Annotated in this window: 12 protein-coding genes; 1 reads left to right on the top strand and 11 read right to left on the bottom strand. The window is 56.5% G+C overall.

Annotated elements, in window-relative coordinates:
• Positions 1-84: 84 nt before the first annotated feature.
• From BKP64_RS18340 to BKP64_RS18380, 9 genes are all read right to left on the bottom strand, one after another.
• Positions 85-978, bottom strand: coding sequence for an alpha/beta hydrolase (locus tag BKP64_RS18340; protein WP_070973243.1), 894 nt, complete (start codon positions 976-978; stop codon positions 85-87).
• On the bottom strand, positions 948-2813 hold the full coding sequence (locus BKP64_RS18345; protein WP_070973775.1) for an Lnb N-terminal periplasmic domain-containing protein: 1866 nt from the start codon (positions 2811-2813) through the stop codon (positions 948-950). The genes BKP64_RS18340 and BKP64_RS18345 overlap by 31 nt, the downstream gene beginning before the upstream one ends.
• Before the next feature lie 90 nt (positions 2814-2903).
• Positions 2904-3368: a DUF3015 domain-containing protein gene (locus BKP64_RS18350; RefSeq protein ID WP_070973245.1), complete on the bottom strand. Its 465-nt coding sequence runs from the start codon at positions 3366-3368 to the stop codon at positions 2904-2906.
• 273 nt (positions 3369-3641) lie between these two features.
• Positions 3642-4343 carry an ABC transporter ATP-binding protein gene (locus BKP64_RS18355; protein ID WP_070973246.1) on the bottom strand — a complete coding sequence of 234 codons (702 nt, stop codon included), beginning with the start codon at positions 4341-4343 and terminating at the stop codon, positions 3642-3644.
• A gap of 9 nt (positions 4344-4352) precedes the next feature.
• Complete coding sequence (gene livG, locus BKP64_RS18360; protein WP_070973248.1) at positions 4353-5108, bottom strand: high-affinity branched-chain amino acid ABC transporter ATP-binding protein LivG; 756 nt, start codon at positions 5106-5108, stop codon at positions 4353-4355.
• Positions 5109-5114: 6 nt separating this feature from the next.
• Positions 5115-6386, bottom strand: a complete 1272-nt coding sequence (locus BKP64_RS18365; protein WP_070973250.1) for a high-affinity branched-chain amino acid ABC transporter permease LivM — start codon at positions 6384-6386, stop codon at positions 5115-5117.
• Positions 6386-7309, bottom strand: coding sequence for a high-affinity branched-chain amino acid ABC transporter permease LivH (livH, locus tag BKP64_RS18370; RefSeq protein WP_070973252.1), 924 nt, complete (start codon positions 7307-7309; stop codon positions 6386-6388). The genes BKP64_RS18365 and livH overlap by 1 nt, the downstream gene beginning before the upstream one ends.
• Positions 7310-7471: 162 nt before the next feature.
• A complete protein-coding gene (locus BKP64_RS18375) occupies positions 7472-8584 on the bottom strand; it encodes a branched-chain amino acid ABC transporter substrate-binding protein (RefSeq protein ID WP_070973254.1) in 1113 nt (370 codons plus the stop codon).
• 195 nt (positions 8585-8779) lie between these two features.
• Positions 8780-9784 (bottom strand): tetratricopeptide repeat protein, encoded by a 1005-nt coding sequence (locus tag BKP64_RS18380; RefSeq protein WP_227515461.1) that lies wholly within the window; start codon positions 9782-9784, stop codon positions 8780-8782.
• A 315-nt stretch (positions 9785-10099) separates the two neighbouring features.
• On the opposite strand from BKP64_RS18380, the gene BKP64_RS18385 reads away from it, so the two are divergent.
• Complete coding sequence (locus tag BKP64_RS18385) at positions 10100-10600, top strand: MarR family winged helix-turn-helix transcriptional regulator (protein WP_070973777.1); 501 nt, start codon at positions 10100-10102, stop codon at positions 10598-10600.
• A 23-nt stretch (positions 10601-10623) separates the two neighbouring features.
• Here BKP64_RS18385 and BKP64_RS18390 read toward each other — a convergent pair whose 3' ends face one another.
• Together BKP64_RS18390 and BKP64_RS18395 are read right to left on the bottom strand one after the other, a co-directional pair.
• The gene (locus BKP64_RS18390; RefSeq protein ID WP_070973256.1) at positions 10624-10962 is read right to left on the bottom strand and encodes a c-type cytochrome; all 339 of its coding nucleotides are present in this window, start codon (positions 10960-10962) and stop codon (positions 10624-10626) included.
• Positions 10963-11027: 65 nt separating this feature from the next.
• Positions 11028-12293, bottom strand: coding sequence for a PQQ-dependent sugar dehydrogenase (locus tag BKP64_RS18395; RefSeq protein WP_070973258.1), 1266 nt, complete (start codon positions 12291-12293; stop codon positions 11028-11030).
• Between the last annotated feature and the right edge of the window lie 104 nt (positions 12294-12397).

A 12397-nucleotide genomic window follows, 5' to 3' on the forward strand; every position in this document is an offset into this window, starting at 1 on the left:
AGCTAACCGCTAAACGGCCTGAAAACCCGTCTTTCCTCTGGATTGGCGGGTTTTTTCTTTCTGATTCCAAAACCAGCTTAGGCCTCAGTTGCTGGCCCTCGAGAGGAAGTCCAAAACCATTTGTTTATAGGCCGGGATCACAAATGTCGCGGCATGGGGAGTGTCGGTCTGCAGAAATTCTTTAGGCTCCTCTGCAGCCTCATAGAGTGCTTTGCCATGATGGAAGGGGATGATGCCGTCGCGGGCGCTGTGGATCACCAAAACCGGAACCGGGCTGATAGCGGCAATGCGGTTCACGCCTTCATAGTCTTCGGGAATCGTCCAGCTCAGGGGGATCTGGAGTGGCCAGGTTAACCAGAAGTTTCCCAGTTTCTCCCTCGCAATGCCCCGAAACCCCGAAAAGGTTCCGTCAAGCACGACGCCGCTGAGCTCTGGCGTTTCTTCCCGTTGTACCCACTCGCTGGCCAAGGCTACGCCCAGTGCGCCCCCCAGACTTTGGCCGAGAAGGAAAACAGGGTCGCCCTGGACGTCGGGTTGGTTCACCAGCCAGCGGAGACCGGACTCTGTGTCATGGAGGGCCCCTCCGATGTCTGGCGCACCGGTGGAGTTTCCGTAGCCGCGATAGTCGATGGCGAAGACGTTGTAGCCTTCCGCAGGCAGCCAGGCGACGTTGAGGATGTGGCTGCTAATGTTCTGGGCGTTACCATGGAGGAAGTAGACGGTGCCTCGCGGAGGGCTTTGTGTGGTCTCGGCGGGAAGCCACCAGCCGTGGAGGGTTTCGCCGTCGGCGGTATTGAGGTACACATCCTCATAACTCAGGTTGAGCCGGTCCGGGGTGATGTAGGTGACGTTATCTGGATAGAAGAAGACACTGCTGCAGCCGCTCAGGCTCAGTGTGGCTGCCACCGCGCCTGCGGCCGCAATGGCCGCTTTCACCCTTGATACAGTCAGAAGTAGGCGTGCAGTCCGGTTTGCCATTTGCTCTCGTACCTGTCGTAGTGATCTTCCCGGGTGAATTCGGCAAACAGGCTGAACTCCCGGCCTATGTGCCAGCTGGCTTTTGCGTAGGCCTGATACTGTCTGTGCTGGCTGCTGACGATCCAGGCTTTGGTCTTGGCTCCGGCCATCAGGCTGAACTGGTTGTTTTGGTGCAGCAGCCCGATGTCGGCGCCGGATGCGGCATCGTAGCCGCGGCGGAGGTCGTCATCAATCTCCAGGTCGGCGGTTGCGATGGCGAAGAGTTGGGTTTTTGGAGCCAATTGCCAGCTACCTCCTGCGCCGCCCTCAAGATAAGGCGCCAGCACACGCTCAGTGCCGGTATCGGTTCTGCGGCCACCAAAGCCTACCTGCCAGGACAAAGGCGAAAAAAACTGGTTTCTGGGGCTGAGAGAGCGAATCTCTACGCCCGTCAGCTGTTCCAGTTGCAGTTCGTCGTTGTCGGTGTAGTAGCGGGCGTCCAGTCTCAGGAACTGGAGTTGGGCACCACTACGGTAGCCCTCCGGAGGGTCAAGAATATCGTGATAGGCAGGCCGAAGGGTGAGTTGGGTGAATTCCCGGTGGTCCAGCTGGCCGCCGGCCAGGCTCAGACGGAAAGTGTCATGGCCCTGGTCGTCCCGGATAGCGGGTTCGGGTGGGGTTTCGGGAGGCGGTACGTTTTCGATGGTGCTGCGTTCTTGCAGCAATTCATGGGATAGCGGGGCCGCGATGTCACGCGGCCAGCCTTCGGCTTCGCTCTGGTAGCGCACATAGTCGTAGGTGGCGTCCAGTACATGGGCCCTTTCACTGGCGGTCAGTCGCTTTAGCTCGTCGGCATCAGCGGAGACATAACCATTGGCCACGGCAGCGGCCAGTGTTTGCTGCGAGTCCGGCAATGAGGACAAGCTGTAAGCGACCGAGGTGGCGGCCGATGGCCGGTAATGAACGCTGCTGATAAGATCTTTGTCCACAACCCACCGAACGGTATCGGAGGGGATAGCGTGAGTGCCCACTTCGTCCAGAAGGTTTGTGCCCGGGCGCGCTACATCAATAAGAGCTAACAGTCGGTAGGCGCAGTTTTCGTCGAAGAAATAGTAATCGAAGTTGCGATCACGAATTTCCCAGGCGTGGGCAAGCATCAGGTCTACTTCTTCCTGATTGAGGTTCAGAGTGTATTCCCAGAGATCCCTGTGTTCGATATCGGAGTAAAGGCGGATCTTTTCATAATAGGGTTGTATTGTTGTTATGCCCGGGTATCCGCCAAAGATCCCTTTGTAGGCAAACAGGATCTCGCTGTCATGTGCTGCTGCGTCGGCCGCGTAGGATATGGTGCTGGCCAGCAACAGGTTCGTTTCTTCGTCTTCCTGGGGTGGGTCAAGTCTCAGGAATGTGTGCCCGAACATCGACGAAGGGCTGTTCAGGTAAGAGGCTGCAAAGACCAAAGTTACGGTCTTTGTATTCAGAGTCTCTTTCCACTCCCCGTATGCGGGGCAGTCCATAGGCGCCAGAGAAAGGTCAAATTCCTGCTGAAGCCAGGCGGTTCTGGCCGGGTAACGGCATCGGGCGTGATTGTCGCCCCCGCCCGGCCTCTGGATGGCGGATAAGGTCGCTTCCAGTTCTGAGGCGGGTGAATGCTTTCCATTTTTACTGAGGAAAAACGCAGGGTCATCCGCCTGGCTGGTATAGCCGTCTCCCAGAGTGTCGGGGTGATAGTGGCCTAGCATGAGCCAGGCTGGGTCCAGGTAGGGCTGGCCTGCCCCGGCATCCGGGTCTGCGTGCGCGGTTGCTGTGAGAGCGAGCCAGATGAGAGCCGGCCCAATGCGAAGCGAATAGCCCATGAGTGATCGATTCTTCCAGATTTGACGGGGGGCGTGATGCAGAAAAATGCGCCGTCCCTGGCGCATAGGCATTCCTTTTTGTGGCCTGGATCAGGCTGCCACGTATTTGCTCAGTGATTCATTCTTCTCCAGCAAGGCGACGATTGCGTCTACCGCTTCACCAGAGGTGGTTTCAGAGCTGGGGAATACAGTTGCGAAGTTATCCTGAAGTACTTTGCGGAAGGTGCCGCGGTCAGCTTCTTCAACGCCCAGCAATACCGCGAGGGTATCGATGTTTTCGCCAGAGCCACGAGACATGTCTCGGGCAACCTTGTCGATGTTGCTGTCCATGTACATGGCCATGGATTGGACGGCAGCGTTGGTCTGGCAGCCCAGGGTGCCGGTCGTCATGCCGAACGTCTGGTTACCAAAAGTGCCATTGGTTGTGGCGGCCAGCACGTGTGGGGCGATACCGGACTGTCCTTTCCAGATCATTGCACCCACGCCACAGCCTGGCTGGGCGAAGGCCATGGAAGAAGCGCCGAGAAGAATTGCACCTGCGATGAGTTTTTTCATTATCCACTCCTTTGTGTGTTTTAGCTACGTCACGCGTATTCCACCGAATCTTTCCAGCGGAATATGCGGGAACGGCCCTGACTTGTATGTGGAGACAGGATGACCGTTATCTTGAGTATAGTGCAGATCGTGCGTGCGCCAACCAATTCTTACGTGACTAATTGATTTAAACACGAAATTCCGCACAAACCGATCCGTTTCTCTGGCGCTGAAACGAAAAAAGCCGGCGCATGGAAATATGCACCGGCTTCTTGCCTATGGGGTGTTGGTGGCCTAGCCGCCAAGGTATGCGTTTTGCACATCGGGGTTGGCCAGCAGGTTTTTCCCGGTGTCCTGGAGTCGGATCTTTCCGGTTTCCAGCACATAGCCGCGGTCCGCGAGGTTCAGTGCCTGGTGAGCATTCTGCTCGACAAGAAACACGGTAATACCCTCGTCACGAAGGTGGCCGATGATCTCGAAGATCTGCTTGATCACCAGCGGTGCGAGGCCCAGCGAGGGCTCATCCAGGATGATCATGTTGGGCCTGCTCATCAGCGCGCGGCCAATGGCGAGCATCTGCTGCTCACCGCCGGACATGGTGCCTGCACGCTGGTGCTCACGCTCTTTGAGGCGAGGGAACAGCTCGTAGGCATGATCCTGGCTCTTGCGGATCTCGGCCTTGGAGTTGAAGAACCCGCCCATATGCAGGTTTTCTTCCACAGTGAGTCCGGAAAAGATCCGGCGCCCCTCTGGGACAATGGCTATCCCCGAGCGCATGATTTGCGCTGTCGGCTCGCGAGTGATATCGCGGCCTTCCAGGATCACGCGCCCGGAGCTCGCCTGCGGGTTTCCGCAAACGGTCATTAGCAGCGTGGTTTTGCCCGCGCCATTGGCCCCTATCAGGGAGACGATCTCACCTTTCTTGACCTCGACAGAAACCCCGTGCAGTGCTTCGATTTTGCCGTAGTGGGTATGGACATCTTCTAGTACAAGCATGGTTCTTCCTCAGGCCTCGCCCAGGTAGGCTTTGATCACGTCGTCATTCTGGCGGATTTCTTCCGGTGTACCATTCGCCAGGGGGCGTCCCTGGTTGATGACGTTGATCCGGTCAGAGATATCCATAACCAGGCTCATGTCGTGCTCAATCAGCACTACGGAAACGTTATAGTCCTCTTTCAGGCTGACGATCAGTTGATTGAGGTCCTTGGTTTCCGCCGGATTCAGACCCGCAGCGGGTTCGTCCAGCATGAGCAGGCTCGGTTCAGTCACCATGCAACGGGCTATTTCCAGTCGTCGTTGCTGTCCGTAGGCCAGGTTTCCTGCTTCCCGGTTAGCCAGGTCCATCAGCCCGACCCGCTCAAGCCAGTAGGCTGCGCGGTCAAGGGACTTCTGTTCCCGGTCCCGGTAGCTCGGGGTTTTAAGCAAGCCGGCAATCAGGTTGGTGTTCAGGTGGCGGTGCTGGGCTACCAGCAGGTTTTCCACGACGGTCATCTGGGTAAACAGACGCACGTGCTGGAAAGTCCTTACCATGCCGAGACGGGAGATCTTGTAGTCCGGCTTACCCTGAACTTCCTGGCCTTCAAAAAGGATCTTGCCACCTGTTGGCTTGTAAAAACCGCTCATGCAGTTGAAAACAGTGGTTTTTCCGGCTCCGTTTGGGCCGATGATGGAAACAATTTCCCGTTCTTTCACGTCCAGAGACACCTGGTCTACCGCCAGCAGGCCGCCAAAGCGCATGGACAGATTCTGTACTTCAAGCATCGCCCGTCACTCCTGCTTTTTAAGTTCAATGTGAATTCGGCGCATGGGCATCAGACCCTGTGGCCGCCAGACCATCATAAGGACCATGGCAGCGCCAAAGATCAGCATGCGGTATTCGGAAAACTCGCGGGCCAGCTCCGGCAGGATGGTGACGGCAATCGCCGCCAGAATGACGCCAACCTGGGAGCCCATCCCGCCAAGAACCACAATCGCCAGAACGATGGCAGACTCAAGGAAGACGAAGGATTCCGGGCTGATAAAGCCCTGCTTCGAGGCAAAGACAGTACCGGCAAAGCCGGCAAAGAATGCGCCAATGGTGAATGCGGACAACTTGACGGCCGTCCGGCTCAGGCCCAGGGAGCGGGCCGCGATTTCATCTTCACGCAGGGCTTCCCAGGCGCGGCCTACCGGCATGCGCATGAAGCGACGGATGACCAGCGCGGTGAACACCGCCAGAACCAGTGCGATCAGGTACAGGAAAATTACTTTGTGTTCGCCGCTGTAGGCAATGCCGAAGGTTTCATGGAAGGAGGTGTTGCCTTCTTCCTTGACCCGACGACCGAATTCCATGCCAAACAGGGTGGGGTCGGGTATGCCGCCGATCCCGTTGGGGCCGCCGGTCAGACTGGTCCAGTTGTTGAGCAGAATCCGGATGATCTCACCGAAGCCCAGGGTCACGATCGCCAGATAATCGCCCCGTAATCGCAACACCGGGAAGCCGAGCACCAGCCCGAACGTTGCGGCCAGCAGTGCGCCAATCGGCAGCGCTAGCCAGAACGAGACTCCGAGATAGTCGGATAAGAGCGCGAAAGTGTAGGCACCCACCGCGTAGAAGGCCACGTAGCCCAGATCCAGCAGGCCAGCCAGACCCACCACCACGTTCAGGCCGAGGGCCAGCATGATGTAAATCAGAACCAACGTTGCCAGATCGACCGATCCCCGTGAAACGAAGAAGGGCCAGAACAGGGCAAAAATAACAATCCCGGTAAGAACCCAGGACTCCACCTTGGCACGCCGGTTTTCTTCCATCGGTTCCTTGTGGGCCATGGGGTTCAGGCCCGGCAAGCTGCGGATCCTGGCCATGATCTGGTCCCGGAAAAGCTGGAACGCAAAGACAACGGCTGCTGCCAGGAATACCATCAAGAGGGTCGATGTCTTGGCGCCGGTAAGCGTGACATTGATGCCCTGGGCTTCCAGGTTAAAGCCTAGGATAGGGTAGGAAATAATCAGAGTGATAAATGCGCAGAAGAGCGCATGTTTGACGTTATGAGCAGCCATCAGATCTTCTCAACCTCCGGTTTGCCGAGCAGGCCGGTGGGTTTGAACAGCAGAATGAGGATCAGCAGACCGAAGGAGACCACGTCCTTGTACTCACCGCTGAGGTAGCCGGAGGTCATGCTTTCGGAAACTCCAAGAATCAGGCCGCCCAGCATCGCGCCAGGAATACTCCCGATGCCACCCAGAACCGCTGCAGTAAAGGCCTTGAGGCCCGCGATAAAGCCGAACAGCGGATCAACCGAGCCGTAGTACATCCCGAGGAGAAGGCCCGCCACTGCAGCCAGTGCTGCGCCGATAACAAACGTTGCGGAAATAATCCGGTTGGTGTCGATACCGAGCAGATTGGCCATGCCGAGATCCTGTGAGACGGCGCGGCAGGCACGACCTGTTCTGGAGCGAGCAATGAACAGGGACAGTGCGGTCATGCAGATCAGCGTGGTAATGAATATGGTGATCTGCATATAGGACAACGACATCTGGAAAGCGCCTTCCGAACCGAACTGGAAGCCGCCGTCAATCAGTGCCGGAAAGCCGATGTTACGGGAGCCTTGGGCAAGGTGTACGTAATTCTGAAGGAAAATCGACATGCCGATAGCGGAGATCAGCGGGATCAGGCGGTGTCGCCCGCGCACCGGACGGTACGCCACCCGTTCCACTGCCCAGCCCATGGCGCTCGAAACAAGCATGGCGCAGATGAGCGCGACAAGCAGAATCACCGGCAACCAGGCGACACCAAGGGAGGCCAGGCCAGTGATCGCAATCAGCGCCGTGTAGGCACCAATCATGTAGATTTCACCATGGGCAAAGTTAATCATGCCAATGATGCCATAAACCATCGTGTAACCGATGGCGATCAGGGCATAGGTGCTCCCGATCGTTAGCCCGTTAATGAGCTGCTGAGAAAAATACAGGAGGTCTTGCATTGTTTTGGAACTCCGAAAGCCTGCTCCCTCCACTGCCACACCCTCAGAGCGGGATATCCGCGCCGGGGGTAGGGGAGGTTCAACAGGAGCCTAGAAAAACACCTTCTCCCGGATCGCGGTGAGAAGGTGTTCCCAGTATTACCGTTTGTTAACGATTTTGGCTCAGTTTACCGGAGTTTTGCTTCCATCTGAATGCCATTCGTATACAACGAACTCGAATGACTTCATGTCACCGGCCTTGTCGTACTCGACAGTACCGATTGGAGTCTGGAATGACCCGCTGCGCAGCGCTGCGGCAACATCAAACGGATCGGTAGACTCGGCCTTCTCAATACCTTCAGCAACCAGCTGCACTGCAGTGTAGGAGGTCAGGACGAACGGACCGGAGGGGTCTTCACCTTTATCTTCGAAGGCTTTAACCAGCTTCTGGTTTTCGGCCTTCTTGTCGAAGCTTGGTGGCAGAGTAACCAGGAGACCCTCGGCTGCTTCACCGGCAATGGTGTTGATGTCTTTATTGCCGACACCTTCCGGGCCCATGAAGGTCGCATCCAGATTCGCCTGGCGGGCCTGGCGCAGAATCAGGCCCAGTTCCGGGTGGTAGCCGCCGTAGTAAACGTAATCGACATCTGCCTGTTTCAGCTTGGTGATCAGGGATGAAAAGTCTTTGTCGCCCGCGGTAATACCTTCGAACATGGCGATCTCAACGCCCTTGTTCTTCAGGGTGTCGCGAACGGCAGTCGCGATGCCTTCACCATACTGCTGCTTGTCGTGAATAATCGCGACACGCTCCGGATTCAGGCTTGCAATATGGTTGCCGGCAACCGGTCCCTGCATGCTGTCCAGGCCGATCGTGCGGAATACCAGTTCATAGCCACGCTCAGTGATTTCCGGGCTGGTGGATGCCGGTGTCACCATCAAGATGCCTTCATCCTCATAGATGTCGGAGGCGGGCTGGGAGGAACTGGAGCACAGGTGGCCAATAACAAAGCGGACACCATCGTTAACCAGGTTGTTGGCTACGGTAACAGCCTGTTTTGGGTCACATACGTCGTCGTATTCCACGGCGACAAGTTCCTCGCCCATGACACCGCCGGCGGCATTGATCTGCTCAATGGCCATGCGGGCACCGGAGAACTGCATGTCACCATATTGGGCGACAGGGCCGGTCATTGGGCCAGCGATACCAATCTGGATTTCGGCGGCGGCGTGGCCGGCGCCCATGAGGGCTACGGATGTGCTAACAGCGGTTACGAGTTTCTTAACTGAAGTTCTCATTAGGTTCTGTCCTGTTTGGTTCAGGGTTATTCTTGTGTTCTCAGAGAGTTAAACAAACACTACACCCCGCCTCTTGTCAAGCGTAGTGGGTTGGAGTTTGTCTCGGAACACAGGGATGCAGAGCAGGTCTTGATTGATGCCTGTCGATACAAACAACGTAGCCTGCTAGCAAAGCCTGTGCCGGTCTGAGACCTGTCACGCATCCGTGCTCTCATCCTGGTCCGGAAACACCAGTGTGCGGAAGCTTTCGTGTTCACGCAACTGTTCGAAACTGACGTCAACCGAAGCATCGTCACGGTATGCTTCTGAAATGTCGATGGCTTTTTGTAACGTGGCAACCGCGTCTTCCCAGCGCCCGATCTCCGCGTAGGCGCAGGCCAGCTGGTAGTGGGCGTGGCCATTATCCTGTCCCAGCTTGAGTGCCCGCTGACACAGGCTGATGGCCCAGAGGGGTTCCTGCATTTCCAGAACCGCGTCCGCCTTGTAACTGAGTGCTTCAACATCGTCCGGGCGGAGGTCGAGAATCTGGTCATACGCAGCAATCTTGTTTTGCTGGGAGGTCTCCTGGCTTGCTTTAAGCCAGAGCGAATGCACCTCATTAGTGCGTTCAATCTCGGCCTGGTTCTGATGGATGATGTCGGATTTCTGCTGCAACTGCTCCTCAATCGACGCGAGCCGGTTTTCATAGACGACGACCAGTTCGTTCACCCGTTTCTCTGCCAGGCTGGTCAGCTGGTTCCGCATATCGCGAATCGAGTTCCAGCCGATTACGACGAGAATGGAGGTGGCGCCCGCTATCAGGTAAAAGAAGTAGGTAACCGTATCGGTTGCGTACGACATGGTCTTGTCAGCAACCGACAGTTCTTTGTCGACCACCTTTTCGATCAGTTCTGCACGGGTATTCTGCATCTCTTTGCGCAGCGCCTTGCTTTCCTCAAGCAGGTATAACTCGATGAAGGGCGTGTACATGGGCTCTTCCAGGTCGGCGAGCGCTGCGGCAACGTCGTCCGAGGTGACGTCTTTGCGCTGGGATGCCGTGGATCCCGAACTTTGCGCCTGAGCTGCCCCGCTCACCATAAAAGCCAGTGCGACAACGGCAATAATTCCGGGCAGGGTTCCCCTTCGCCGGACAAGACGGCCCGATTGATTCCGGGGTATTAGTAGTTCAGGTACGAAGCGGTGAACGTATCGCATGATCATTTGAGCTGCTTCCGTTTATGCAGGATTTCGGGAAGATGCTGACCTTAGCACAGTGCCTGCTGGAAAAAATGTCCCTGGCAGCCGAAGTTGGGCGGGCCGCGCTTAGTCAGTTCGAAGTGGTTGCTTGCAATTTATGGTGCAAAGACCTCTAATAGTTAGTGGTATAAATAAATTTGTTGAGCTTGAAAGGGCAACAAAGACATCGTTGGAGTGAGGCTTAAGCCGATGGCGAGTACCAAGGGTACATATTCAAAACTTCCCAATGCCTCCGATCCTGATCAACAGGGGGCAGTGGACCTTGTTCGGAGCAATGACGTGACTAATTATGATCAAGTACTTGTGGCGCTCCGGCGGGTGATTCGGGCGACGGATCTCCACTCCAAGCGCCTCAGCAAGCATGCCGGGCTGACAGGACCTCAGTTGTTGATTATGCGGACGATTCGTGACCTCGGTGAGGTCACCATTGGCACCATCGCTGACAAGGTCAGTCTCAGTCAGGCTACGGTGACCACGATCCTGGACCGGCTGGAACACCGGAAGCTGGTTTACCGGGTCCGGAGTACCCAGGACAAGCGCAAAGTCCATGCGCACCTGACTGAAGAAGGCGCTGAAATCCTGGCGAGAGCGCCTAATCCTCTTCAGGAGGATTTCATCAAGAAGTACCAGAGCCTGCACGAATGGGAGCAGACCATGATCCTGGCCTCGCTTCAGCGGGTGGCCAATATGATGGACGCTGATAATATTGATGCCTCCCCCGTCCTCCACGTGGGGCCGGTCCTTCGGGAAGATGGCTGGAAGGCAGACTCCAAATCCTGAGTCAGTGCCGGAGAGTTGTTGCCTTACTCCGGTAGCTTTGCGGTGACTTCGATGGATTCGTACCATGCTGCCACGTCGGCTATCTGCTGATCGGTCAGGTCTCTGGCTACCACGGTCATCATCTCATGCTGCCGTTTTCCGCTTCGGAACGCTTTAAGCTGATTCTGAATATAGATCTGGCTTTCACCGGCCAGGTTCGGGGCGATCGGAATTTTGGCAATACCATCCAGGCCGTGGCAGGTTTTACACTGGCCTGCGAGTTTTCGGCCCGCGACAGGATCTGCCGGAAGTGCCAGGGAAGGAAGGATCATAAGCAACACTGTCAGTGCGGCCGACAGAGCAGCTTTGGCCTTTCTGGACATACGGTTTCTCCGATTGGCCGGAGAGCTCAAGGCTCTCCGGCACTGGGGCAGTTGTTGGGGGTAGCTCAGGAACCGGAGCCGGTGTAAGCGATCCGGTAGACGGCGCCAGCCAGATCATCGGACACCAGCAGTGAGCCATCCTTGAGTTGGGCTACGTCGACAGGGCGGCCGAGGTATTCGCCGTTTTCATCGAGCCAACCTTCAGCAAACGGAACGGTCTCGCCGGCGATGTTGCCCTCCGCATCCACTGGCGTGAACATCACTCGTGCGCCGATGGGTACAGTCCGGTTCCAGGACCCGTGCTGGGCCGAGAATATTCCGCCCTGATAGGCTTTCGGGAACATCTTTCCGGTGTAGAACATCATCCCCAGGTCCGCAGCGTGGGCAACGGTTTCCGATACCGGGAACACCACATCGACGGGCACTTCCTCACCCTTGTATTCGTTGGTACGAACATCGCCACCACCATACCAAGGGAAGCCAAAGTGTTGACCCATCGCGGTCTGGCGGTTGATTTCGCCCGGCGGGATATCGTCACCCATGCCATCCACCTGGTTGTCAGTGAACCACAATTCGCCGGTATTGGGGTTGAAATCCTGACCAACCGAATTCCGGACACCCCGGGTGTATACCTCCCTTCCGGTGCCGTCCCGATTCATCCGGATGATGCCGCCGATGCCCAACTCGCTGAACTCATCAAGGTGCTCATGTGGGGTGACGTTGTAGGGTTGTCCCAGAGAGATGTAGAGCTTGTTGTCAGGACCGATGTCGCAGACCCGCGCGGTATGGTTGTAACTGACAAACTGATCCGGGATCAGCTCACCTCCGGGGACCACTTGCTCGGCCACTACATCGCCGCCTTCATAGAAGAATTCCGCAGCCGGGTAGGCTAATACGCGGTTTTGTTCCGCGATGTAAAGCACACCGTCGGGGGAGAAGCAGGGGCCATTGGGTACCGCCTTGGCCACGGAGGGTGCGAAGTTTTTGACATCGTCTGCCACCCGGTCCTTGTCGCGATCGGTGACCGCCCAGACCTCAGTCTTGCGGGTCCCCACGAAGGTGACGACACCCTGCGGACCCACTGCCATGTGGCGGGCGTCGGGAACCAGGGCATAAAGGCTGATTTCAAAGCCTTTCGGCAACTGGATTTTTTTCAGGGTATTCCTTATGGCATCAGCGCTGTCGCTTTTCTGGTCAATGACAGTGAATTCTGCCTTTCCGGTAGTTTGGAAGTTGCCAAGTTTTTTCAATGTGTCGTCGGATTGGCTATGGGCGTAAGGTGCTATGGCCAGGCTTGCGGCAATACACAGTATTGAGGCTTCCTTGTTCATTGTTTTTTCCGCTCTCTTTATCAACGAGTAGGAAGTCGGCAATCTGGAAGCTGCCGACCGGTTACTTTTTGATCACTGCTACACATCGAGTAAAGACAGCGGTC

The organism is Marinobacter salinus, assembly GCF_001854125.1.
Lineage (GTDB): Bacteria > Pseudomonadota > Gammaproteobacteria > Pseudomonadales > Oleiphilaceae > Marinobacter > Marinobacter salinus.